Raw genomic sequence first — 22,521 nt, forward strand, 5'->3', positions numbered from 1 at the left:
TACATGACGTCCTTGCCTTATTCCGCGCCGGCGCGGCGCACCCGCCCGCGTACTGTGGCGACGCCCATTGTCGCCGGAGCCTTGGTGGCCTTGCTGGCGGGGTGTTCCGTCACCCCCCGCCCCTTGACGTCGGATGAGAACCAGACCCGCGCCACCGAGGCGCTGAAGCTCGTCCGCGACCGCATTGATCCGGTGACGGTCGCCGTCTCCCTGGACGAGGCCATCGCCCGGGCGGTCAAGTACAACCTGGACCACCGGCTGGCGCTGATGGACCAGGCCATCGCCAACCGCCAGATCGACGTATCGCGCTGGGACCTGCTGCCCAAGCTGGTGGTGGACGGCGGGCTGACGGCGCGCAGCAACGAACTGGCCTCGTCCTCCTACTCCATCCTGACCGGCAAGCAGTCGCTGGAACCCTCGATCTCAAGCGACCGCCGCTCCGGCACCGCCGACCTGCAGCTGAGCTGGAGCGTCCTGGACTTCGGCATCAGCTATTACCAGGCCCGGCAGAACGGCGACCGGGCCCTGGCCACGGCTGAGAAGCGCCGCTCAGCGGTCAACAGCATCGTGCAGCAGGTCCGCGCCGCCTACTGGCAGGCCGTGGCGGCTGAGAAGATCGGCGACCGCATCAACCCCATCCTGGCCGATGCCCGCCAGGCCCTGGAAGACACCCGGCAGGTGGAGAAGCAGCGCCTGAAGCCCATGCTGGACGTGCTGCGGGATGAGAAGGCGACCATCGACATCATCCGCCAGCTGGAGAACCTGCAGGCCGACCTGGCGCTGGCCAAGACCCAATTGGCGGCCTTGATGGGCCTGCCCCCGGGGACGCCCTACCAGCTGGTGTTGCCGGACAACCCGACCGCCCTGCCGGAGATGAAAACCGCCATCACCGAGCTGGAACACACGGCCCTGATCAACCGCCCGGAATTGCGCGAGCAGGCGTACAACCGCCGCATCGCCACGGACGAGGTGCACAAGGCCTTCCTGAAGCTGTTCCCCAACCTGTCCATCCAGGGCGGTCTGGACTATGACAGCAACTCCTTCCTGGTGAACCAGCGATGGGCCGAGGGGGGCTTGCGCCTGTCCTGGGGCCTGGTGAACCTGCTGGCCGGCAATGACTTCATGGGCCTGGCGGAGACGCAGCGCGACCAGGCCGAGGTGCGCAACCTTGCCCTCTCCATGGCCGTCCTGACCCAAGTGAACGTGGCCTGGCAGCAGTTGGGCCGCGCCCGCACCCAGTACCTGGAGGCGTCCGAACTGGACAACATCGAGGGCCGCATCTACGACCAGGTACTGGCGCAGCAGGAAAACAGCGCCGCCGGCAAGGTGGACCGCGTCCGCGCGTCCGCGTCGCGCATCGTGGCGGAACTGACCCGTGCCCGGGCCTACGCCGACATGCAGAACGCGCTGGCGTCACTGTACGTTTCGGTCGGCATCGATCCGCTGCCCCAGGCCGTGCCGGACTATTCGTTGAAGACCCTGACCGCCGCGGTGTCCACGGTGAACCGCCGTATCGAGAGCGGCATGTTCGGTGCCGAGGCGTCGGTCTCCGCCGAGACGCCGACACTGGACGACCCCGGCAAGGCCTTGACGCAGTAACTCCAGAGAGCCATAGCCAAAGCGGCGCCGGGCGGGGATCCTCCCTCCCGGCCCGTCTTGTTTCGGCGACCGTCCAACGCCGGCCTTTGCAACGAACCCCTTGCAACGAACAGCGAGTCCGCCCCTTGTTCCGCCCCCGGTTCAGCCTGATCCTGCCCGCGCTTCTTCTCGGCCTGTCCGTCACGGCCCACGGCGCCGACACCATGCCCGAGATCCGCGCCCAGTTGGTGCCCAAGCGCAGCACGGTGCTGTCGTCGCAAATCGCCGCCCAGATCTCGGAACTGCCGTTGCGAGAGGGCGACAGTTTCAGCGAGGGGCAAAAGCTGGTGGCCTTCGACTGCGGCATCCAGAGGGCGCGCCAGGCCAAGGCCAACGCCCAGGAGACTGCGACCCGCAAGACCTATGAGGTCAAGAGCAAGCTGAACACGCTGAATTCCATCGGCGTATTGGAAGTGGAAACGGCGGCGGCGGAGCACGCCATGGCCGAAGCCGAACAGCAGATGGCGCGCGAGGTCGCGTCGCATTGCGTGGTCACCGCCCCCTTCGCCGGCCGCATGGGGCCGGTGGACGTGAAACGCTTCCAATCCGTGGCGGAAGGGCAGAAACTGCTTGAGATCCTGGACCCGACGGAACTGGAGGCGGAAATGCTGGTACCGTCGTCGTGGCTGAAGTGGCTGAAGCCGGGTTTCGCACTGGAAATCGGCATTGAGGAAACGGGCCGCAAGTACCCGGCCAAGGTCGCCCGCCTGTCGCCGCGCATCGATCCCGTCTCGCAGAGCATCCGGGTCTTCGCCATCATCGACGGCAAATTCCCGGAGCTGCTGCCGGGCATGAGCGGCCGCGCCATCGTCGCGGCTCCGAATTGAGGACAGGGTGATGCGCGTCGTGCCCCCCACCCCGGAGGAACCGCCCCAGCGTCCGGATGCGGCCGAACTGGCCGGCCGGCAGCTGTTCGGCTTGACTACCCTGCTGCAGTTGCAGAAGCGCGCGCGGCATACCCGCACCGAGCAGGAACTGGGCTTCCTGATGGTGAATGACACCTTCAGCCTGGTGCGCTATCGCCAGGCGCTGGCCTGGCAGCGGACGGAGCGGGGCGACGGCGCGGTGCTGGCCGTATCGGGCTTGTCCTCCGTGGATGCCGACAGCCCCTATGCCCGCTACGCCTGCCGCCTTCTGGTGGCCCATGGCGATTCCGCCGCGATCAAGGAACTGACCACGGCCGATCTGGCCCCGGATCTGGCCGAGGAGTGGCCGGAGTACCTGCCGGCCCACGGCCTGTGGCTGCCGCTGACGGCACCGGATGAGCGGTCCCTGGGGGGACTGTTGCTGGCCCGGGAAGAGCCGTGGACGGATGGCGAGCGCGTGCTGCTGGAAAATCTGGGTGATGCCTACGCCCATGCCTGGGGCGGCTTGGTCCGGCAGCAGCGGCGCTGGCATCGCGACGCCGCCCGGCTGAAGTCGCTGCGTACCCTGGGCTATGTCGCGGCGGGCTTGGTGGCCCTGTCGCTGTTCCCTGTGCGCCTGTCGGCCCTGGCGCCGGCGGAGGTCATCCCCCAGGCCCCGACCGTGGTGCGGGCCCCATTCGACGGCGTGGTCGACAAGTTCCTGGTGACGCCCAACCAGCCGGTGACCGAGGACCAGCCCCTGTTCCAGCTGGACCCGGTGCGGCTGCAGAATCGCCTGGACGTGGCCCAGGCCACCCTGGAAGCGGCGGAGGCGGAGTACCGCCAGACCGCGCAGCAGGCCGTGTTCGATGAAAAGGCCAAGGGCCAGTTGGTGGTGCTGCAGGGCAAGCGCGACCAGGCCATGGCGGAGGTCACCTACGTCCAGGATCTGCTGAAGCGCATCGTCGTGCATGCGCCGCGCGCCGGCCTGGCCGTGTTCACCGACGTCAACGACTGGATTGGACGGCCGGTCACGCAGGGCGAGCGCATCCTGATGGTGGCGGAGCCCAAGGACGTGGAGCTGGAGATCAAGCTGCCGGTGGCCGACGCCATCGCCATGGACACGGGCGACCCTGTGTCGCTGTTCCTGAACATCGACCCGCAGCATCCGCTGGACGCCACCGTGCGGCTGGCGGCCTATCAGCCCGAGGTGGGCACGGACGGCATCGCGGCTTATCGCCTGAAGGCGCGGTTCAACGATGGCCAATCCCCCGTGCGCATCGGCCTGCAGGGTACAGCCAAGATCTATGGCCAGCGCACCACCCTGTTCTATTATCTGTTCCGCCGCCCGTTGGCGGCGCTGCGTCAGCGGCTGGGTGTCTGATGAGCGGTGAGGTTCCGGACGCCGTGCCCGCGTCGGTGGACGCCCCGCCCATGCGCTTGGCCCCCTTGCGCGAGGAACTGACCCTGCTGGCCGGGCCGGCCCTGGCGGATGGGTCGCCCAGTTGGACGCTGCATGACCAAGTGGCCGGACGCTTCTATCGGCTGGGCTGGCTGGAGTTCGAGATCCTGCGCCGATGGCATCTGGAGGTGCCGCAGGCCATCGCCGCCGATGTCGCATCCAACACCACGCTGCGCGTCACCGCCGACGATGTCATGGCCGTCTCGCAGTTCCTGGCGCTGAACAACCTGTTGCAGCGCCATGGGCCGCAGGCGGTATCGACCCTCATGCGTCAGGCGGAGATGCGCAAGCCCGGCTTGTGGCAGTGGCTGCTGAAGAACTACCTGTTCTTCCGTGTGCCGCTGGTAAAGCCGGACCGTTTCCTGACCCAGGCCCTACCCTATGTATCCTGGATCTTCACCCGCGGTTTCTTCCTGGTGACGCTGGCCGCCGCCTTATTGGGCATCTACCTGGTGACCCGGCAGTGGGACCAGTTCCGCACCACCTTCGTCAGCTTCCTCTCCCCCTCCGGCCTCATCACCGGCGCCGTCGGCCTGGCCGTGGCCAAGGTGGTGCATGAGCTGGGGCACGCCCTGACCGCCAAGCGCTATGGCTGCCGGGTGCAGACCATGGGCATCGCCTTCATGGTCATGTACCCGCTGCTCTACACCGATGTCAGCGACGCCTGGCGGCTGCCCAACCGGCGCCAGCGCCTGGCCATCGGCGTGGCCGGCATGGGTGCGGAACTGACGCTGGCCGCCTATGCCACGCTGGCCTGGTCCTTCCTGCCGGAAGGGCCGGTGAAGGCCGCCGCCTTCCTGCTGGCCACCACCAGCTGGATCATGACCGTGCTGGTCAACACCAGCCCCTTCATGCGCTTCGACGGATATTTCCTGCTGTCGGACCTGCTGGACGTGCCCAACCTGCATGACCGCGCCTTCGCGCTGGGCCGCTGGTGGCTGCGCGAGCGGCTGTTCCATCTCGGGGAACCGGTGCCGGAGGAGCTGCCGGCCAGGCGCCGCACTCTGTTGATCGCGTTGGCCTTGGCGACCTGGATTTACCGCTTCACCCTGTTCGTCGGCATCGCGGCCCTGGTCTACCACCTGTTCTTCAAGGTGCTGGGCATCATCCTGTTCCTGGTGGAGGTGTGGTGGTTCATCCTGCGCCCGCCCCTGAACGAGGTGCGGGAATGGATACGGCGGCGGGGAACCATGACCTGGAACCGCCGCTCCGCCACCACGGCGGCCGTGGCGCTGGGCCTGCTGGCCCTTGCCGTCATCCCCTGGCGCAGCACGGTGACGGCGCCGGCTGTCCTGCGCGCCGCGCAGGAGATGGAGATTTTCCTGGACCAGCCAGGGCGGATGGACGCCGTGCTGGTCAAGGCCGGCCAGAGCGTGGCGGCGGGCCAAGTGCTGTTCCGCCTGAGCTCCCCCGACCTGGACTATAAGCTGGCCAGCCAGCGCCAGAAGATCCAGACGCTGCAGTGGGAAGCCGCCTATCGCGGCGGCGCCGCCGTTGACCCCAAACGCCAGCGCATCGCGGCGCAGGAGCTGGAGACCGCGCAGGCCGAATTGCGCGGGCTGGAGGCGGAAAAGGCCAAGCTGACCGTGACCGCCCCCTTCGCCGGCATCATGGCCGAGGTGACGGAGCCGCTGTCGCCCGGCGAATGGCTGCCGGCGAAGGAGCGGCTGGGCCTGCTGCTGGACCCGGCGCATCCCATGATCGAGGCCTATGTGCGCGAGGCCGACCTGCACCGCGTGGCCGTGGGTGACGAGGGCCGCTTTCGCCCCGACCAGACCGTGACCAGCGCCGTGGACGGCCACATCCAGGATATCGACGACACCAGCACCCGCGTACTGACCCGGCGCTATCTGGCCAGCACCTATGGCGGCGACATCGCGGCACGCGAGGACAGCCAGCACCAGCTGGTGCCTGAGGAATCGCTGTACCGCGTGCTGATCGCCCCGGCCAAGGACACCACCCCGGCCACCCTGGAGCGGGGCCGCGTGACGCTGGAAGGCGTGCGCGAAAGCCTGCTGGGCAGCCTGTGGCGCCGCACCGTGGCCATCCTGCTGCGCGAAGGCAGCTTCTGAACGCCAACCGCCGACCCCGCCCCTTTGAGAAGCCTCACACCATGACCAACCGCCCCACGCTTCCCCTTTTCTACAAGCAGCCGCGACTGATGCAGGCCGCCGTGGACGAGGCCATGTCATTGCGCGTTCCAACCCATTACGGGTTCGCCGCCGGGGCGCACGCGGTTCCCCTGGTGATGGGCGAGTTCGCCGCCGCCTGCCGGTCCATCCCCATCCTGTTCGCCGGCGAAGCCGCGGCCCCCATCGCCCTGCTGGGCCTGCGTGAAGGACAGAATCTGTTCGTGCACGCCGATGGCCGCTGGGATGAGGACGCCTACATCCCGGCCTACGTCCGCCGCTATCCCTTCATCTTCCTGGAGGACACGGAGGCGGACCAACTGACCTTGTGCGTGGACGAGGCGGCGGACGCCGTGGTGGCGGGAACGGAAAACCCTTTCTTCGTGAACGGCGCGCCCACCGACCTGACGCTTCAGGCCCTGGACTTCGCGCGCCAGTACCAGGCATCCCACGCGCTGACCACGGGCTTCGTCACGGCCCTGCTTGACGGTGACCTGCTGACCGAGCGGCGGGCGGACATCACCTTGCCCTCCGGCGAGACGCCCAGCCTGTCCGGCTTCCGCGTCATCGATGAGGAAAAACTGAACCGGCTGCCGGTGGAAACGTTGGCGCATTGGCGTGACCAGGGTTGGCTGGCCGCAGCCTATGCCCACCTCATCTCCCTCAATGACTGGTCGGCGCTGATGCGGCGGGCCGGGTGACGCCGAGTGATGGACGGACTGCTGCCGCAGGAGATCGAACCGCCAACGCCGGAGATGGAAAGGCTGACCTCGCGGATGGTGCTGCCCATCCTGCCGCAGCTGATGGCCTATCTGGCCGACATCCGCGCGCTGGTGGACGCGGAGCTGCAGCCCGCGCTGCAGCCGGTCAGCCCGGTCAAGCCGTATCCCCTGGGCCGCTGTGAGGAGATCACGCGGGCGGCCATGGCCATCCTGGGCCGGCGCTTGCGCGAGCCTGCCCATCCGGTGGAGCACGCCCTCGCCTCCTTCCTTCGCCAGGGCGGCCGCATTCGCACCATCTGGGGCGCGCTGCGCGGCACCTATTTCCAGAACGCCTTCCAGATCGGCAGCCTGTACGCCGACGTGGCCAACGACACGGTCGTCATCACCAAGCCCAAGGTTGAAATCCTGCCGGTACGGGAGTGCGGGCTGGTGCCCATACGGGACATCGCCCATTTCATCGAGATTGCCGGCACGTATTGGGGCGGGGAGATCTACCCCAACTTGGTGATCCCTGACCTCGCCCCCCTGTTCCCCATGATCAGCCGCGTTCCCCACCAGTCCGTCCGGCCGCAGATGGGGTGCGACTACATGATCGACCTATTCCGCCGGGATCAATTCCGCGGGCCGGAGGCCTTCCTGGCCAGCGCCCCACCGCCCCCGCCCGAGGTGGTGGAGGAACTGCGCAGCCTCTGCCCCGAAACCATACGCCATGTCACCCCCGACAGCGGCCGGGACCTAGCCGTCGCCGCCTGCCGACGGGCGCGGGACATCCGGGCGGACAATGCATGGCGGGACCGCCTGGTCCTGGACCTGTTGAGCATCAAGCGGCTGTGAAAGCCGCCGCCCCCGCCTCGTACTACCAATCGGTCATGGTCGCGGACGGGTCCCTGCGCTAGGCTTTCCCGATAATAAGATCGGGAGGAGTCCATGATGCGCGTAACGCGGTCCCTGCTGGCGATGACGGCCCTGCTGGGGCTGGGAATGGCGCCGGCATCGGCTGGTGCCGCGGAACCCAAGGCCAAGGGGGAGCATCATCCCCGTTACGACTATCCCACCGCCGTGCGCGCCGACTATGTCATCGGCTGCCTGGCGTCCAACGGCTTCAAACACGAGCTGCTGGGCAAATGCGCCTGTGGCATCGACACCATCGCCGACATGATGCCCTACGACGATTATGAGAAGGCGGACACGATCCTGCGCATGCAACAGGGCGGCCTGGGCGACCGGGGGGCCATGTTCCGCGACACTCCGATCGCCAAGGACGAGGTGGAAAAGCTGCGCCGCGCCCAGGCCGAGGTCAACCTGCGCTGCACGTGAGGGCCGGCGCCCCATCCGTCTTGCGCCGCCCCCCGGCCCGCGCCACAATCCGGCCGACCATTGCGGGGGAAAATAGACGGTGAAATACCATCCGGAGGCGCTGGACCCCATCGTCGGCTTCCTGCGCGACATCGGCTTCACGGTGACGTACGGCGCGGGGGCGCAAGGCGGCTTCCTCCCCGGCGTCAACATCGCGGCCGGCATCCTCCATGTGGATCCTGAGACGCTGGTGGGCCCCGGCGACCTGCTGCACGAGGCCGGGCATATGGCCATCCTGCCCCGCCGCCTGCACGCCCAGTTGGGACGGGATCTGGAGGCCGACATGCGCGCCGCCATCGCCGCCGAGGCCGGACCCGGCCTGCCGGCCGATCCCCTGCTGTCCGTGCCCCTGCAGCAGGGCGAACTGATGGCCCAGGCCTGGTCCTACGCCGCAGCCCTGCATCTGGGCGTGCCGCTGGAATGCATCTTCTTCCCCGGTTCCTACCACGTCGACGCGTATGAAGGCCCGCATCCCATGCAGCGGTGGCTGGAGGCCGGCACCCACCACGGACTGGCCGGGCTGGCGCGCGTGGGCATGACCGGCTTCACCGGCGTCTTCGCCCTGATGGATGACAACAGCCTACCCCCCTTTCCCCGGATGAGCCGGTGGGTACAGGCGTGAGGGATCAAAGGGCCGCGAATTCGGATCGCAGGAAGGCGAACACCTGATCCGCAGCCGCCGGGGTGCCATACCGCCGACCCGCCGGCGTGGGGTTCATATCGGTGCGAACCTGCGGCCGCAGGCGCTTACACTTCCACCCGGGCGATGCCACGAGGCGTGAGGGTGGATCGACGGTAACGCCGAACACGGTCGGCGGCTGTGGCATCCCGTTTGGGCTTGGTGGCCATGGCATCTCCTGACCACGCCAATTTAGCGTAACCGGATTACGGCCCCAAGCTCACCCTCACCCCTTGTCATCGCCCTGGAAGGTGTGGCTGAAGGTGGCGTCGGTGCTGTCGCGCACGGTCGCTGACAGGGGACCCTGGGGGTTATAGCTGAAGGTGATGGCCGGATCCTCGCTCAAGGAAATGTCGGCCTCCAGCTGGAAAACCAAGGCGTCACCGCTTTTGACCGTGATGTCGCGGATGAAGCGCGCGGGCGTGTAGTTGCGGGTCACCTGGTCCATCTGCATGCCGTTGTAATTGGGATGGCTGATCAGCAGCTGGGCGGTGACCGCCCCCTTGGGCAGGCCGGCCGGGCCCTCGGTCACAGTTTTCAGCCGCATCTGGCCCAGGCGCTCCATGGCCAGGGCGGCGTCCTTGGTGGCCGGGGCGGAGCAGCCGCCAGCGGCCTTGATATAGCGCTCCGTCACGAACCAATGCCCGTCCGTCGTTTCCGCCACGGCATGCATATGGGTATAGGCATCCACCCGGATGCGGGTCTTCACCTGCGCCGGTACGGCAGCGGGCCCGAAATGAAAAGTGCCGACCAAGGGTGCCGGGTTGTTATCCACCACCAAGTAGAGGGCCTTCAGCGGCAACTTGGGATCCAGGGTCACAGTCACCGGCACCAGGGCCGCGTCCATGGCCCGGTCCGGCGCCTCCAGCGCGATCTGCCCCTTGGCGGGGGTCAGGGTGTGGGCGTTGAACAGGGTCTGGCGCAGATCCTGCCATCGGGCGGCGTCGGCCGCCGGGTCCTCTGCCCGGGCGAGAAGCGGGGCGGCCAGGATTGACAGCAGGACCAACGCGAACAGGCGGGACTTCATGACGGATCCTCCCACTCCAACTGCTTGAAGGCGGTGACGGCGTTGCGGCCGTTATAGGCGTCGAACAGTTTCCAGCGGCCCCGTTCCGACCGCGCCACCGTGGTGGCGGCGGCATCAATGTCCCCGCCGTTTTTCAGCAAGGCCCGGACATCGCGGGCCAGCGTGGTGAGGTAACGTTCCTCATCCGCCGCGCCGGCCGGCCAGGGCAGCTGGGCGGGGCCGTGGCCTGGCACGACGCGCACCGCCGGCAGGGCCTTCAGCTGGCCCAACACCGTCAGCCAGCCGGTCAGGCTGCCGTCCAGCGCCGGGATGCGCTCCTGGAACAGCAGATCGCCGGCCCACAGGGTGCGCGTCTGCCCATCATACACCGTCAGGTCGCTGTCGGTATGGGCGGCGCCATAGGCCGTCACATGCAGCACACGGCCGCCTAGGTCGATGTCGGCGCTGGTGTCCACAGCTTGAGTGGGCGCCAGCGCGTCGCCAGCCTGGACCGGGTCACCACCCAGGATGCGGGCCAGGCCCTGGCGGTAGTAGCCCCCCCGCTCCCCCCAGGCGGCGGCGAAGCGGGTATGGGCGACCACCACCGGATGGTCCAGCGCGAACGCCGCGGCGCCCAGCACATGGTCGGGGTGGACGTGGGTGTAGATCAGATAACGGATGGGCAGGCCTGTCTTGGCCTTGATCTGCGCCCGCAACCGGGCGCCATCCCCGGCACTGCCACCCGGATCGATGACGGCCACGGCGTCATGGCCGACGATGAAGCCGATGTTGGCGATGGCATCGTCATTGGCGGCGGTGGCGTCCTGCACCACGCCGGGACGCACGTAGACGCCGGGCGCCACTTGAATGAGAGGGGCATCCCTCGCCCACAGAGGCGCCGGCAGCGCCAAACCGGCCGCCACGCAGAAGAGAAATCCGGCCCGGATCAGGATTCGGCGGGCCATGCCTCCCCCACGGGAGCCGGCAGTGGCCCATATTGGCGATAGATGAACTTCGCCGGCGCCTCACCACGCGCCCGCACCGCCGCCAGCATGACGCCGTGGTCGGGCGACAGGGCGCAGGCGGGATCGGTGCGGCCGGCATCGCCGGTCAGGGCGAAGGCTTGGCAGCGGCAGCCGCCCCAGTCCACCTCCCGCCGCTCGCACCCCTGGCAGGGTTCCGGCATCCAGGCGGTGCCGCGATAGCGGTTGAAAGCCTCGCTGTCGTACCAGGCCGCGGCCAGCGAGCCAGTGGCGACCGAGGGCCAATCGAAGCCGGGCAGCGTTTCCGCCGCATGGCAGGGCAAGGCGAGGCCGGCGGGGGAGATGTTCATGAACCGCCGGGCCCAGCCACCCATGCAGGCCTTGGGGCGGGCGGCGTAATAGTCCGGCGGCACATAGTCGATGACCATGCGGCCCTTCAGCCGCGCCCGCGCCGCCTCCACCGTCGCCGTGGCCGCGTCCAGCTGCGCCCGGCTGGGCAGCAGGGCGTCACGGTTCATCAAGCTCCAGCCGTAATACTGGACATGGGCGACCTCGATGCGGCCCGCCCCCAGCTCCAGCCCCAGGTCTATCATCTGCGGCAGGCGGTCCAGGTTCTGGCGGTGGACGACGAAGTTCAAGGTCAGGGGCAGGCCGGCCGCCGTCACCAGCCCGGCCAGCGCCAGCTTGCGCGCCTGGGCGCCCGGCATGCCACCGATCCGCTCAGCACTCTCCACCTCCACGTCCTGAAAGCTCAACTGCACATGGTCCAGGCCGGCGTCGGCCAGCACGGCCAGCGACGCCCCGTCCAGCAACACGCCGGAGGTGATGAGGTTGGTGTAGAGGCCCAGGCTGGCGGCATGACGCACCAGGTCGGGCAGATCCTTGCGGGCCGTGGGCTCCCCGCCCGAGAAGTGCACCTGCAGGATACCCAGGGCGGCGGCCTCACCCAGCACACGCTTCCACGTGGCGGTGTCCATCTCCTCCCCCGCCCGCTGCAGCTCCACGGGGTTGGAGCAATAGGGGCAGCGCAGCGGGCAGCGGTGGGTCAGCTCCATCAGCAGGCCCATCGGCGCCTCCACCGGGGGCGACACGGCCCCAGGCCCGGCCGTAGGAGAGGAAGCGGGGCTCATAGCAGGACCACGCCTTTCTCGGCCAGATCGCGCAGCATGCCAGCCACGTCGCCCGCCATCTCGTCCCGCGGCACGTCGAAGCGGGTGGCCAAGTCGTCGATGATGGCCCCCAGGCTGCGCTGGCCATCCACCAGCTTCAGGATTTCGGTGGCCGCCTCATCCGGCAGGAAGAGTCGTTCCGGTGCCAAAACCATCCAGCTTTTGCGGGTGTCATCGAAGCGGAACTTCACGCCCCGGGCAAAGCGCGGCACCGACGCCTCGCCCACCGCTTCCCTGGTCGCGGCATCGGTCATCGCCGCCGTCCTTCCGGCATGAAGGCGCCCGGCGGGATATAGCCGGGCTCGACATAGGCGAAGTGCAGGGCGTCCAGTTGCGCCCACAGGATGTTGCACTTCTCCGTCAGGGCGGCGATGGCGGCCCGCTGCTGCTCCGCCGTGCGGGCATGTTCCTTCACATAGGCCAGGGCGAAATCCACGTCGCGCGGCGCCTGGGTCAGGCGCGGGGTGAAGTAGGCCAGGGTTTCCTGGGTGATGAAGTCGTAATTGGCCAGCATGCCGGACACACGCTCGGCGATGATGGTGGGAGAAAACATCTCGGTGAGGGAGGAGGCCACCGCTTCCAGCACGCTGCGGTCCCGCACCAGGGAAACATAGGCGTCCACGGCGAAGCGGGTGGCCGGCAGGATGCCGACGGTGGACTGGACGTAGTCGCGGTCCAGCCCCACGCCGGTGGCCAGGCGCAACCAGCGCTCGATGCCGCCGTTGGCGGGGGTGTCGGCCCCGGGGAAGCCGTCGTGGTCCTCCAGCCGGCTGCGCCAAAGGCGGCGCAGATCCGGCGTGGGCAGGCGGGACAGCAGCACCGCGTCCTTGGCCGGGATACGGCTTTGATAATAATAACGGTTCAGGGCCCAGGCCTGGACCTGCCCCCGGTTCAGCGCGCCGCTGTGCAGCAGCTTATGGAAGGGGTGCAGGTTGTGATAGCGCTCCGCCCCGACGGCGCGCAACGCCGCCTCCAACTCTTCCGGCGATAGGACGCGATCCTGCGGCTCAGCGGTCATAAGGCGATTTCCATTCCGTCGTAGGCCACCTCCCATCCCGCTTGGTCCACCACCCGGCGCTGCGGGCTGTCGTCCATCAGGATGGGATTGGAATTGTTGATGTGGATAAAGACACGGCGGCGAACATCCAGGCCGGCGAAGGCGGCGAGGGTGGCGTCCACGCTCATGTGTCCCATGCGCAGGCCGGTCTTTTTCCCAAGGCCGGCGTCGATCATTTCGGTATCGGTATAAAGTGTTCCATCGAAGAACACCAACTCGGCACCGCGCAAGCGGTCCGCCAGCGCCGCCGTCATCGCGGCACAGCCGGGGATGAAGAAGAAACGGCGTTCGCCGTCATCCAACGCCACGCCCACCGTGTCCTCCCCCTCCACGATGGGGGGTGGATCGTCGTGGCCCTCCAGGTATAGCGGCACCTTGCCGGGCACGGGAAACAGCTCGATCCACAGCCCACTTTCCGCGCCGCCAATGCCGGCCCCGGTCAGGGGCACGCGCTCGTTCAACGGCAGCGCGCGTCGCGCCACCACATCACGGGCCAGCACTTCGAAGATCGGATTGGCGTCCAGAATGCCCAGGGTACGGGCGGTGCCGTGGAGGGTGAAAGGCTGGCGTTCCCGCAAATTCAGCAAGCCGGCGATGACGTCCACATCTCCGCCACTCAGCACTACCCCCGCAATGGGGGTAGAGCGCAGGCCGTGGCTGGGGTGGAGCGCTGGATTGGCGGCGATCTGCTGCCGTAGGTCGGGTGACGCATTCAGCAGAAACCAATCCCGACCATCGCGGCTGACGGCCAGCGAGGCCTGGGTGCGGGGCCGTACCGCCGGATCACCGGCGCGGGCCCGCCGGCAGGCCTCGGCATGCGAGTTCCATTGAGGAAACCCGCCACCGGCCGCCGCGCCGAGAACAAGGATATGCATGGGTCCTTAGGCGCCAAGCCAAAGCACAGGGGGCCGTCGCGGCCGTCCGGACCCAACGCCCGGAAGACCAGCGGCGGCCCCAAGTCGTTGAATTGCTTATTTCACTTCCGCGCAAGCGTAGCAGTTGATTTCCATGCCCAGCGCGATTTCAACGATCTTCGGAGTCTTCCAGCTCATAACATTTCCTCCGGTTTTGAGGGGCGGCCACATGTCCGCTCCTGTATTTAAAATAATTCTAAATTGCCTTTCCGTCAAGGGACCAGCCGATGCCGCACCTACGCGCTCCCTCATCCCTTGGGCGCAGACAGGCGCGTTGCGACACCTGAGGCTTTAAGCTTCGCGCGCCTTCGGCTGTTCCGCCGATTGAGCGCCGGCGCTGTCAGACGAACGCGGGCTTGTTAGAAGAACGCGATGGCACCCGCGGCGATCGTATCCTCTTGCGCCTTGTTGCCGCCGTGGGCCGTGGCGGTGGTGTGGGCATACTCACAGATCAGGTTGACCCAACTGGTCAGCTTATATTTGCAGCCGGCGGCCCAGGACTCGTTGGTCTTCACCAGCAAGGGGTTGACCTCGCCCGAGGCCAGGCCCAAGCGGCTCAGCCCATAGCTGCCGGATAGGGTGAACCTCTTGAAGAAGGTGTAGCTGCCCTGGACGTAGTAGCCGTCCGAACTGCGCGCCTGGCCGGCGGCGCTGACGCCGTCAAAGAACAGGCCGGTGGTCCCCAGCGCGTCGCCGGTGTAGCCATAGGCCACCAGCTCGGCATCCGCGACGTCAATCTTGGCGCCGAAGTCCCAGCCGGTGCCCCGCACACTACGTCCCTGGGGCAGCGCCTCGGCAGCCGACACGCTCTTCAAATCCTGGGTGACGACGTTGGCCCATAGCTGGGCCTTCAGCAAGCTGCTGGCGTCGGTCGGCAGCTCATAGTTGACACCGGCCTGGATCTGCGGATCGTCATGGGCGGACAGGGTGCCCGATTGGCCGGAGAAGTTGAAGGCGTCCAGCGGCTGGAAGATGCCGACCGAAGCGGTGAAGCCGCTGAACTTGGGCGTGGTGTAGGTGATCTGGGGCATGAAGTCGGTGTAGACGTAGCCGATGCCGATGCGCCCCAGCGAGGTGTTGGACGGCGCCACGTTGCCGCCGGTCGATCCCACGCCGAACAAGGTGAAGTCGTTCAGGATCGCCTGCTGGCCGAACAGTCCGATGTCGCGACCCACCTTGACCGTGCCCATGCTGGGCGTGCCCACCGTCAGGTACTGCTGGCGGAAGTCGATGCCCGACGTCGCCAGGGCATGCGCGGCGCCGGCGGAGTTGGCCCCCCCGACCCCCGACACGCTGTTCAGGCCCGGGTACAGGCCGAAATGGGCGACGATATCGAAGCCTTCCTGCTGGGTCTTCAGCTCCACGGCGAAGTTGCCGGGCAGCAGACCGTTGCGGATGGAGGAGTTCTCGCTGCTGCCCACCGCCGCCAGGCCGCCCGCCACCACATGGTTGGGCGCCACGCTGTCCGGACTGTCATGGACATAATAGCCGTTGATCTCCCCCGACAGGGTGACGTCAACGGGGCCGACATGCACGCCGATGCCCTTTTCCGTCATGCGCACGGCGAAGGGATCGGGCGGCGGGGCCGCGGCCACCGCCGCGGCGCTGGCGCTGGCCACGGCGGCCGGCGGCGGGGGTGGCGGCGTCTCGACCGCCTTGCGCTGTTTCAGTTGGTCGTATTCCTGCTGGGACAGGATGCCTTTGGCCAACAATTTGGCCAGAAGATCGTCGGTGGTGTCGGCTTTCGCCATGGATCCCGGCAGACATGCCAGGCCGCTGATCGCGGTCACGCCCAGAAACAATGCCATCCGCTTGGATTTCATTCTTGTTTCCTCCCGGCTTTATTTGCAGGGCGTCGGCCCGGTGGCCATGGCAATAAAACGCCATTCGGCGGAAGTTTCCGCGCGCCGATCATTTCCCTGCTGTTTGGCGGGGTCTTTCTGGGCCCCACCTTAATTTGAAACTTGAAGTCGTTTGCCTTGTCCGCGCAATAGAACTAAAGAACCGTTGCGGGTTGCCGGCCGGTTGCGCACGCTGGGACAAGCCTATGAAATCATGGGGGCGGTTCGTATGCGGCCCTTCGGCCGCCGCACCGCACCCGGATGGACCCATGAAAACCAAGCCTGGCGACAGCGGCCAATCCGAGAGTGGCCACTCCCACAGCGGACAGCCCCCCGGTGCCAAGACCCGCCCCATCGACGGGCCCGGCGCCACATCCCTAACCAAACCTAAGGTCGCGGCGCGGTCCGGCAAAACTCCGCCGCGGATGAACGGTGCCGCCCCCGTGCCCCCGGCCCCTTCCCTGCCGCCCCTACCCCCCTTCCCCGTGGCGCCAGCACGGACGCGCGCCCGTGGCGATGGCGGACCCACCGTGCCCTTGCGCCGCGGCGGGTCCGACAAAATGGACGCCCACGCGGCGGTGGCGGAACTGCGTCAACAGGTCGGAAACGGCGGCGACGCGGCCGGTATCCTGGTTTTCTTCTCGCCCGCCTATGACCGGGAGGAGATGCTGGTGGCGCTGAAGGAGGCGTTCGGTTCCACACCCGTCTTCGGCTGTACCACGGCGGGGGAGATCACGCCCTTCGGCTACATCAGCAACGGCCTTACCGGCATCAGCTTTCCGGCGGCGGATTTCATGGTCCACTCCGCCCTGTTCGAGGGGTTGAGCCAATTCCAGATCGCCAACACCATCGAGCGGACGCATCAACTGGTGTCCCAGCGCCATGCCCAGGCCCAGGGGCGGCCCGGCTTCGGCCTGCTGCTGGTCGATGGCCTGTCAACGCGCGAGGAACAGCTGGTCAGCGCCATCGGCAATGCGCTGGCGGGGCTGCCGCTGATCGGCGGGTCGGCTGGCGACGGGCTGGATTTCAAATCCACATTCGTGCTGCATGAGGGCCGCTGCGTCAGCGATGCCGCCATCCTGCTGCTGGTCACCACCCGCCGGCGCTTCTCCGTCTTCAAGACGGAGCATTTCGTGCCGACGGAACACAAGATGGTGGTGACCGGCGCCGATCTGGAGACCCGCCGGGTGTTCGAGATCAACGCCGAGCCGGCGGCCCTGGAATATGCCCGCCTGGTGGGCCTGTCGAACGAGCCGCTGACGCCCAAGATTTTCGCCGCCCACCCCGTGGTGGTGCGGGTGGGCGGCCAGTACCACGTCCGCGCCATTCAGAAGGTGAACCCGGACAACAGCCTGACCTTCCACTGCGCCATCGACGAGGGCCTGGTGCTGACGGTGGCGCGCGGCATCGATATCGTGGAAAATCTCCATGAATTGTTCCGCCGGCTGGAACGGGAGATCGGGCCCTTGGACGCCATCATCGGGTTCGATTGTGTCCTGCGGAATCTGGAGACGGAACAGCGCAACCTGAAGGCCGCCGTGTCGGATCTGTTCGTTGCCCATCGCGTCACCGGCTTCTGCACCTATGGCGAGCAGTACATGTCCATGCACGTGAACCAGACCTTCACCGGCGTCGCGATTGGTGGGACATGATCATTCCCAAGCCCCTGCCCGCCAACCAGGACGCAGCCCCAGTGCCGGCCGACGCGGACGCGGCGCGCCGCATCGCCGACCTGGAGCAGCAGGTGGCGAAGCTGACCCGCATCAACCAGTCGCTGATGGATCGGGTGGAACGCCATGTGGACGGCCAGGGCTCGGCCTTTTCCCTGTTCCAGACCGCCATCAGCCTGGAAGACCAGGTCCGGTCGCGCACCCGGTCGCTGGAAGAGGCGCTGGTTGATCTGGAGCGGTCCTACCAGGAAGCCGCCAAGGCGCGGGAACAGGCGGAAACGGCCCGCCTGCGCCTGTTCACCGCCATCGAGGCGGTCAGCGGCGGCTTCGCCCTGTTCGATGCCAACGATCGGCTGGTGCTGTTCAACCAGGATTACCTGAGCTTCTGGCCCGGCATGGCGGGCGACGTCCACCCCGGCATGTCGTTCAGCGACATGGTGCATCTGGCGGTGCAGCGCAAAAGCGTGATGGACGCCTATCGCGACCCCGACGGCTGGGTCCGCCGCCGCCTGCGCCAACATGCTGATTGCCAAGGCCCCACCGTCCATGCGCTGAGCGACGGCCGCTGGATGCAGATCAACGAGAAGCGCACCAATGACGGCGGCGTGGTCGCCATCTACACCGACATCACCGCCCTGAAACGGCGGGAAACGCAGCAGTGGAAGGCGGCGCTGGCGCAGAAGAGCACCCTGCTGCAGGCCACGCTGGACAACATTTTCCAGGGGGTAGCGGTGTACGACGCCCAACTGGCGCTGGTCGCCTGGAACAACGAGTTCGTGCGCCTGCTGGACCTGACGCCCCGTTGCGTGCGGCGCGGCGCCGTCTTCGCCGATTTCCAGCGCTTCAATGACGGCCTGCTGGCCCATGGCATCAGCGAGCCGCGTTTCCTGGACCCCCAGAACAACCCGCTGCCGCTGCGGCTGGAACAGACCTGGTTCAACGGCCGGGTGCTGGATATCGAGCGCAACCCCATGCCTGACGGCGGCTTCGTCCTGACCTTCACCGACATCACCGAGCGCAAGCGCAACGAGGAGGCGCTGCGCGACAGCGAGCGGCGCATCCGCTTGGTGACCGACGCCATGCCGGCCCTGATCGCCTATTGCGACGCGGATGAGCGCTACCAGTTCGTCAACGCCCCCTACCGGCAATGGCTGCGCCGGCCGGAAACGGCCATTCTGGGCCGGCGCATGCGCAGCGTGCTGGCCCCCGCCTTTTACGAGCGCAGCCGCGCCTACATCCGCCAGGCCCTGGCCGGCCAGACCGTGTCGTTCGAAGTGGAGCTGACGCCCACCGGCGATCCGGACAATCTGGCGGAGCCGCGCTACGCCCATGTCACCTTCGTGCCCCATATCGGGCTGCCCCATGCCGACCAGGATCGGGTGATCCTGGGTCTATTCACGCTGATGCAGGACGTCACGGAGCGGCGCCGCGCCGACGCCGCCATCAAGGAGGCGAACGAGACGCTGGAGCGGCGGGTGACCGAGCGCACCGCGGCGCTGACCGCCCTGAACGGCCAGCTGCAGCAGGAGATCGCGGAGCGGCGGGAGGTGGAGCGCGCCCTGCAGTCCGCCAAGGTGGAGGCGGAGCAGGCCAACCTGTCCAAGACCAAGTTCCTGGCCGCCGCCAGCCATGACCTGCTGCAGCCCCTGAATTCCGCCAGGCTGTTCGTGTCGGCCCTGGCAGAGCTGGAGCATACGCGCAAGAACAGGTCGCTGATCGACAACATCGACGTGTCGCTGAGCGCGGTGGAGGGTCTGCTGGACGCCCTGCTGGACATCTCGAAGCTGGACGCCGGGGCGGTGTCGCCGGAAATCGTGGACTTCCCCATCGGCAGCCTGCTGGGGCCCCTGTCCACCGAGCACCAGGTGTTGGCGCAGGAACAAGGGCTGGCCCTGCGCTATGTGCCGTCGCGCGCGGTGGTGCGCAGCGATATCCGCCTGCTGCGCAGCATCGTGCAGAATTTCCTGTCCAACGCCGTGCGCTATACCCAGCGGGGGGGGGTGCTGCTGGGCTGCCGCCGCCGGGGTGACACCTTGCGCATCGAGGTGTGGGACAGCGGTCCCGGCATTCCGGCCGACCAGCTGGACGAGATCTTCAAGGAATTCCACCAGTTGCATCGCGGACCCATGCTGGGCGGCCCTATTGGGAATTCGACCAAGGGTGAGGGACGCACCCGCGCCACCAGCCGGGGCATGGGCCTGGGCCTGGCCATCGTGCGCCGCGTCGCCAAGGTGCTGGACCTGACGGTGGAAACCCGGTCCATGGTCGGCCGCGGCTCCATCTTCTCCGTCGCCGTGCCCTTGGGCACCATGACGGCCTCGGCCGTCGCCCGCCGTGTCGCCGGTGACGGCAACGCCCGCCCCCTGGACGGAACCTTGGTCCTGGTCCTGGACGACGAGCCCAGCGCGCTGATGGGCATGCAGGCGCTGCTGTCCACCTGGGGCTGCGAGGCGGCGGTGGCGTCCACCGGAGAGGAAGCGCTGGAGGTGCTGGGCCGCCTGCCCCGCCCGCCCGACGCCCTGATCGCCGACTTCCACCTGGGCGACGGCCACACCGGCCCGGATGAGGTCACCCACCTGCGCCAGGTCATCGCCGCCGGCACCGGCCTGGCGCCACCCGCCATCATCGTCACCGCCGACCACACGCCGGAGGTCGAGGCCCAAGTGAAGCAGCACCAGTACTGGATGCTGAAAAAGCCGCTGAATCCCGCGCAGCTGCGGGCGCTGCTGTCCAGCATGCTGGGTTAGGCCGGCTTCCGGCCCCTGCGCGCCCGGTTGACACGCCTTCGCAACCGACGATATGCCTGACCGGTCGCTTTCACGCCCGAACAAGGTCCGGCCGCGCATGCGTTCCCTTCTGGCCGGTCTTGGCCCCGCCGATGTCCGCACGGCCCCCTTCCCCCATATCGTGGCCGACCGGCCCATGGAAGACGGCCTTTACCAGGAGCTGAGCGCCAGCTTTCCCGGGTTTGCCCGCATGGGCTGGGACTGCGCCCCGGACCAGGTGCCCAACAACCGGCGCTTCGAGCTGTCGGCCGAGATGATCCTACAATCACCGGATTTGCCGGCCTGCTGGAAGGACTTCGCCGCCTACCATGCCGGTCCGGCCTTCCTGGCGGAGGTCGCGGCCCTGTTCGACGGCCACTGGGACCCGGCCATGCTGACGGCCCTGGACGGGCGCCTGACCAGTCACAGCACCGGGTTGCGGCGCCTGACCTCGACGGGGCCGTATCGCATCCACCAGGACGCGCGCATGGAGATCAACACCCCCGTACGCGACCGCGCCTCCTCCTCGCGCGGGCCCCATCTCGACACGCCGAACCGCCTTTTCTCCTGCCTGTTCTACATGCGGGCACCCGATGACGATGCACAGGGCGGTGACCTGGTGCTGTACCGCTGGCGCAACGGGCCGACGGGGCGCATCGCGGACTATGCGCTGCCGGAAACGGCGGTGGAGGAGACCCTGACCGTGCCCTACGCCGCCAACCGGCTGGTGATCTTTCCCCAGAGCCTGAACGCCCTGCACGGCGTCAGCCCCCGCCACCCCACACCGCATACCCGCCGCTACGTCTTCGTTACCGCGGAGCTGACCGAGGACTGGTTGCGCCAACCCTTGAGCGAGGGGGTGTGACATGCGCCTGCTGGTCCATGGCATGCAGTCGAGCGGCGCCACCGCCTTCACTCGCGCCCTGGCGGAGCGACCCGGCTGCGTCGCCCTTGCGGACATCCCCAACAATTTCGCTGCCCCGCGCGTGACCACGACGGCCGACTTCGTGGCCAAGGTGGTGGTGACCACGGCCTATCCCCTGGCGACCCATATGGAACGCTTCCGCCCCGACAAGGTGGTGTTGTTCCTGCGCGACCCGCGTGACAACTACGCCAGCCTGTCGACCGCGAACTACCGCCACCATTCCGGCCTGATGGACGAGAAGTTCCTGATCCTGGACCAGTTGTTCGCCGAACGGCACCGGCTGTTCGATGCGATCATCCATTATGAGGATTTCGTCGCCCGCGACCCGTCGGTGTCCACGGCCCTGGCCGCCCTGGGCTGGCCGCTGGACGAAGCGCACTACACCTTCCGCCGCGACTACAACGACCTGCTGCGGACGCTGTGGGAAGTGGAACCAGCGTTGCAGGAAACCATGGACGTGGTCTTCGGCAACACCCGCGGCGCGGGCGTGACCGACCGCTGGCGCGACAAGCCGCGCGATCCAGCCGTCGATGCGCGGCTGGAGGCGCTGTGCCCCCGGCTGCTGGGGCATTATCGGGACCGGCCGGTGAGGAACGGTCAGGCCAGGTCGGTCAGTGCGAAGTCATCGCCCTTATAGAGAAGGGCCGCGCCCTGCGCTTTGGCACAGGCATAGGCGAAGCAATCTCCCATGTTCAATGCGGCCGGATGGCGGCCCTTGCCGTAGCGGGCGTAGGCATCATAGGCGATATCCCACTCCCGCACCCCCAGGTCCACAAACCGGAAGCCCGCTTCCTTCAGGAAATCAAGCACATGGCTGCGTGCCCTTGCCGGTTCAATTTTGTAGGATCGGCAAAGGCCAGCCGCCGTTTCCCAAACCGCAAGGGCGGAACAGAAACGATCAGCGTGCATTTCCAGCCGGTCCGCTAAGACGGCGGCATCCTCCTCCCCCGCAATGAGCGCAATAAGGGCCGACGCATCCGCGAAGATCATTCAGAAGTTTCCGGAAAGATCGTCAAAGAATGCCTTGTCGGCCGGTAGTCCGGTTGGGGCCGGTAAAGGATGGCGGGCACGGAAAGCCGCTAGGCGATCCCGCAAGGGAACAGCCTCTGCCAGGCGCTGAAGTTCCGCCCGCACCGCCAGCTTGACCGCATCCTGTTTGGAAATGCCCCGGAGGACCGCCAACTCCGCCACCAGTTCGGCGGTAACGTCGTCCTTGATGTAGAGAGGCATTGCCATTATCTCCCCAACGGGCCGCCGGATATCCAAGAAAGATACATCGGGATATCCGTGCATTCAAGAACCACCCGCGGTGTAAGAATTCCACCGCTGAGCGCTGGTCCGGAAAATTTGCCTTGTTCCA

At 67.4% G+C, this 22,521-nt stretch carries 22 protein-coding genes; 12 read left to right on the top strand and 10 right to left on the bottom strand.

Annotation, left to right across the window (positions count from 1 at the left end; genetic code table 11):
* Positions 1 to 3 precede the first annotated feature (3 nt).
* From P5F91_RS20640 to P5F91_RS20675, 8 genes are all read left to right on the top strand, one after another.
* A complete protein-coding gene (locus P5F91_RS20640; protein ID WP_088875721.1) occupies positions 4 to 1,599 on the top strand; it encodes a TolC family protein in 1,596 nt (531 codons plus the stop codon).
* Positions 1,600 to 1,724: 125 nt separating this feature from the next.
* Entirely contained in the window at positions 1,725 to 2,465 is a 741-nt protein-coding gene (locus P5F91_RS20645; RefSeq protein ID WP_145612090.1) for an efflux RND transporter periplasmic adaptor subunit, read from the top strand.
* A 10-nt stretch (positions 2,466 to 2,475) separates the two neighbouring features.
* Positions 2,476 to 3,867 (top strand): efflux RND transporter periplasmic adaptor subunit, encoded by a 1,392-nt coding sequence (locus P5F91_RS20650; RefSeq protein WP_145612091.1) that lies wholly within the window; start codon positions 2,476 to 2,478, stop codon positions 3,865 to 3,867.
* Positions 3,867 to 6,017 carry a site-2 protease family protein gene (locus P5F91_RS20655; RefSeq protein ID WP_145612092.1) on the top strand — a complete coding sequence of 717 codons (2,151 nt, stop codon included), beginning with the start codon at positions 3,867 to 3,869 and terminating at the stop codon, positions 6,015 to 6,017. Before P5F91_RS20650 ends, P5F91_RS20655 begins: the two co-directional genes overlap by 1 nt.
* 41 nt (positions 6,018 to 6,058) lie before the next feature.
* Positions 6,059 to 6,775: a SapC family protein gene (locus P5F91_RS20660; protein WP_277908146.1), complete on the top strand. Its 717-nt coding sequence runs from the start codon at positions 6,059 to 6,061 to the stop codon at positions 6,773 to 6,775.
* A gap of 9 nt (positions 6,776 to 6,784) precedes the next feature.
* Positions 6,785 to 7,630: a hypothetical protein gene (locus P5F91_RS20665; protein WP_277908147.1), complete on the top strand. Its 846-nt coding sequence runs from the start codon at positions 6,785 to 6,787 to the stop codon at positions 7,628 to 7,630.
* A gap of 93 nt (positions 7,631 to 7,723) precedes the next feature.
* Entirely contained in the window at positions 7,724 to 8,113 is a 390-nt protein-coding gene (locus P5F91_RS20670; RefSeq protein ID WP_186454838.1) for a hypothetical protein, read from the top strand.
* A gap of 79 nt (positions 8,114 to 8,192) precedes the next feature.
* Positions 8,193 to 8,774, top strand: coding sequence for a hypothetical protein (locus tag P5F91_RS20675; RefSeq protein WP_145612095.1), 582 nt, complete (start codon positions 8,193 to 8,195; stop codon positions 8,772 to 8,774).
* A 283-nt stretch (positions 8,775 to 9,057) separates the two neighbouring features.
* On the opposite strand, the gene P5F91_RS20680 is transcribed toward P5F91_RS20675, so the two are convergent.
* From P5F91_RS20680 to P5F91_RS20710, 8 genes are all read right to left on the bottom strand, one after another.
* On the bottom strand, positions 9,058 to 9,858 hold the full coding sequence (locus tag P5F91_RS20680) for a quinoprotein dehydrogenase-associated SoxYZ-like carrier (RefSeq protein ID WP_145612096.1): 801 nt from the start codon (positions 9,856 to 9,858) through the stop codon (positions 9,058 to 9,060).
* Complete coding sequence (locus P5F91_RS20685; protein WP_145612097.1) at positions 9,855 to 10,802, bottom strand: quinoprotein relay system zinc metallohydrolase 2; 948 nt, start codon at positions 10,800 to 10,802, stop codon at positions 9,855 to 9,857. Before P5F91_RS20685 ends, P5F91_RS20680 begins: the two co-directional genes overlap by 4 nt.
* Positions 10,784 to 11,950 (bottom strand): pyrroloquinoline quinone biosynthesis protein PqqE, encoded by a 1,167-nt coding sequence (gene pqqE, locus P5F91_RS20690; RefSeq protein ID WP_145612098.1) that lies wholly within the window; start codon positions 11,948 to 11,950, stop codon positions 10,784 to 10,786. The genes P5F91_RS20685 and pqqE overlap by 19 nt, the downstream gene beginning before the upstream one ends.
* Complete coding sequence (pqqD, locus tag P5F91_RS20695) at positions 11,947 to 12,243, bottom strand: pyrroloquinoline quinone biosynthesis peptide chaperone PqqD (protein ID WP_145612099.1); 297 nt, start codon at positions 12,241 to 12,243, stop codon at positions 11,947 to 11,949. The genes pqqE and pqqD overlap by 4 nt, the downstream gene beginning before the upstream one ends.
* Positions 12,240 to 13,007, bottom strand: a complete 768-nt coding sequence (pqqC, locus tag P5F91_RS20700; RefSeq protein ID WP_145612100.1) for a pyrroloquinoline-quinone synthase PqqC — start codon at positions 13,005 to 13,007, stop codon at positions 12,240 to 12,242. The genes pqqD and pqqC overlap by 4 nt, the downstream gene beginning before the upstream one ends.
* Positions 13,004 to 13,921 carry a pyrroloquinoline quinone biosynthesis protein PqqB gene (gene pqqB / locus P5F91_RS20705; RefSeq protein ID WP_277908148.1) on the bottom strand — a complete coding sequence of 306 codons (918 nt, stop codon included), beginning with the start codon at positions 13,919 to 13,921 and terminating at the stop codon, positions 13,004 to 13,006. The genes pqqC and pqqB overlap by 4 nt, the downstream gene beginning before the upstream one ends.
* Before the next feature lie 96 nt (positions 13,922 to 14,017).
* Complete coding sequence (gene pqqA, locus P5F91_RS29910) at positions 14,018 to 14,212, bottom strand: pyrroloquinoline quinone precursor peptide PqqA (protein WP_422394482.1); 195 nt, start codon at positions 14,210 to 14,212, stop codon at positions 14,018 to 14,020.
* A gap of 107 nt (positions 14,213 to 14,319) precedes the next feature.
* Positions 14,320 to 15,783 carry a porin gene (locus P5F91_RS20710; protein WP_211107000.1) on the bottom strand — a complete coding sequence of 488 codons (1,464 nt, stop codon included), beginning with the start codon at positions 15,781 to 15,783 and terminating at the stop codon, positions 14,320 to 14,322.
* A 443-nt stretch (positions 15,784 to 16,226) separates the two neighbouring features.
* On the opposite strand from P5F91_RS20710, the gene nosP reads away from it, so the two are divergent.
* From nosP to P5F91_RS20730, 4 genes are all read left to right on the top strand, one after another.
* Positions 16,227 to 17,453: a nitric oxide-sensing protein NosP gene (nosP, locus tag P5F91_RS20715; protein ID WP_145612172.1), complete on the top strand. Its 1,227-nt coding sequence runs from the start codon at positions 16,227 to 16,229 to the stop codon at positions 17,451 to 17,453.
* Positions 17,450 to 20,218 (top strand): hybrid sensor histidine kinase/response regulator, encoded by a 2,769-nt coding sequence (locus P5F91_RS20720; RefSeq protein ID WP_145612102.1) that lies wholly within the window; start codon positions 17,450 to 17,452, stop codon positions 20,216 to 20,218. Before nosP ends, P5F91_RS20720 begins: the two co-directional genes overlap by 4 nt.
* Positions 20,219 to 20,315: 97 nt before the next feature.
* Positions 20,316 to 21,101 carry a 2OG-Fe(II) oxygenase gene (locus P5F91_RS20725; protein ID WP_277908149.1) on the top strand — a complete coding sequence of 262 codons (786 nt, stop codon included), beginning with the start codon at positions 20,316 to 20,318 and terminating at the stop codon, positions 21,099 to 21,101.
* 1 nt (position 21,102) lies between these two features.
* Positions 21,103 to 21,798, top strand: coding sequence for a hypothetical protein (locus P5F91_RS20730; protein ID WP_277908150.1), 696 nt, complete (start codon positions 21,103 to 21,105; stop codon positions 21,796 to 21,798).
* On the opposite strand, the gene P5F91_RS20735 is transcribed toward P5F91_RS20730, so the two are convergent.
* The gene (locus P5F91_RS20735) at positions 21,759 to 22,151 is read right to left on the bottom strand and encodes a type II toxin-antitoxin system VapC family toxin (RefSeq protein WP_145612105.1); all 393 of its coding nucleotides are present in this window, start codon (positions 22,149 to 22,151) and stop codon (positions 21,759 to 21,761) included. The genes P5F91_RS20730 and P5F91_RS20735 overlap by 40 nt on opposite strands.
* The gene (locus tag P5F91_RS20740) at positions 22,152 to 22,391 is read right to left on the bottom strand and encodes a type II toxin-antitoxin system VapB family antitoxin (RefSeq protein WP_145612106.1); all 240 of its coding nucleotides are present in this window, start codon (positions 22,389 to 22,391) and stop codon (positions 22,152 to 22,154) included.
* Positions 22,392 to 22,521: the final 130 nt, after the last annotated feature.

The sequence above is a fragment of the Nitrospirillum amazonense genome (assembly GCF_029594735.1).
Classification (GTDB): domain Bacteria; phylum Pseudomonadota; class Alphaproteobacteria; order Azospirillales; family Azospirillaceae; genus Nitrospirillum; species Nitrospirillum amazonense.

What these genes read in the sequence shown, in the direction of transcription:
- pqqD (WP_145612099.1), bottom strand. Translation starts at nt 12,243, where the DNA reads ATGACCGATGCCGCGACCAGGGAAGCGGTGGGCGAGGCGTCGGTGCCG.
- P5F91_RS20740 (WP_145612106.1), bottom strand. Translation starts at nt 22,391, where the DNA reads ATGCCTCTCTACATCAAGGACGACGTTACCGCCGAACTGGTGGCGGAG.
- P5F91_RS20685 (WP_145612097.1), bottom strand. Translation starts at nt 10,802, where the DNA reads ATGGCCCGCCGAATCCTGATCCGGGCCGGATTTCTCTTCTGCGTGGCG.
- P5F91_RS20650 (WP_145612091.1), top strand. Translation starts at nt 2,476, where the DNA reads ATGCGCGTCGTGCCCCCCACCCCGGAGGAACCGCCCCAGCGTCCGGAT.
- P5F91_RS20730 (WP_277908150.1), top strand. Translation starts at nt 21,103, where the DNA reads ATGCGCCTGCTGGTCCATGGCATGCAGTCGAGCGGCGCCACCGCCTTC.
- P5F91_RS20720 (WP_145612102.1), top strand. Translation starts at nt 17,450, where the DNA reads ATGATCATTCCCAAGCCCCTGCCCGCCAACCAGGACGCAGCCCCAGTG.
- P5F91_RS20665 (WP_277908147.1), top strand. Translation starts at nt 6,785, where the DNA reads ATGGACGGACTGCTGCCGCAGGAGATCGAACCGCCAACGCCGGAGATG.
- pqqB (WP_277908148.1), bottom strand. Translation starts at nt 13,921, where the DNA reads ATGCATATCCTTGTTCTCGGCGCGGCGGCCGGTGGCGGGTTTCCTCAA.
- P5F91_RS20660 (WP_277908146.1), top strand. Translation starts at nt 6,059, where the DNA reads ATGACCAACCGCCCCACGCTTCCCCTTTTCTACAAGCAGCCGCGACTG.
- pqqA (WP_422394482.1), bottom strand. Translation starts at nt 14,212, where the DNA reads ATGAGGGAGCGCGTAGGTGCGGCATCGGCTGGTCCCTTGACGGAAAGG.
- nosP (WP_145612172.1), top strand. Translation starts at nt 16,227, where the DNA reads ATGAACGGTGCCGCCCCCGTGCCCCCGGCCCCTTCCCTGCCGCCCCTA.
- P5F91_RS20655 (WP_145612092.1), top strand. Translation starts at nt 3,867, where the DNA reads ATGAGCGGTGAGGTTCCGGACGCCGTGCCCGCGTCGGTGGACGCCCCG.
- P5F91_RS20710 (WP_211107000.1), bottom strand. Translation starts at nt 15,783, where the DNA reads ATGAAATCCAAGCGGATGGCATTGTTTCTGGGCGTGACCGCGATCAGC.
- P5F91_RS20640 (WP_088875721.1), top strand. Translation starts at nt 4, where the DNA reads ATGACGTCCTTGCCTTATTCCGCGCCGGCGCGGCGCACCCGCCCGCGT.
- pqqC (WP_145612100.1), bottom strand. Translation starts at nt 13,007, where the DNA reads ATGACCGCTGAGCCGCAGGATCGCGTCCTATCGCCGGAAGAGTTGGAG.
- P5F91_RS20735 (WP_145612105.1), bottom strand. Translation starts at nt 22,151, where the DNA reads ATGATCTTCGCGGATGCGTCGGCCCTTATTGCGCTCATTGCGGGGGAG.
- P5F91_RS20725 (WP_277908149.1), top strand. Translation starts at nt 20,316, where the DNA reads ATGCGTTCCCTTCTGGCCGGTCTTGGCCCCGCCGATGTCCGCACGGCC.
- P5F91_RS20670 (WP_186454838.1), top strand. Translation starts at nt 7,724, where the DNA reads ATGATGCGCGTAACGCGGTCCCTGCTGGCGATGACGGCCCTGCTGGGG.
- pqqE (WP_145612098.1), bottom strand. Translation starts at nt 11,950, where the DNA reads ATGAGCCCCGCTTCCTCTCCTACGGCCGGGCCTGGGGCCGTGTCGCCC.
- P5F91_RS20680 (WP_145612096.1), bottom strand. Translation starts at nt 9,858, where the DNA reads ATGAAGTCCCGCCTGTTCGCGTTGGTCCTGCTGTCAATCCTGGCCGCC.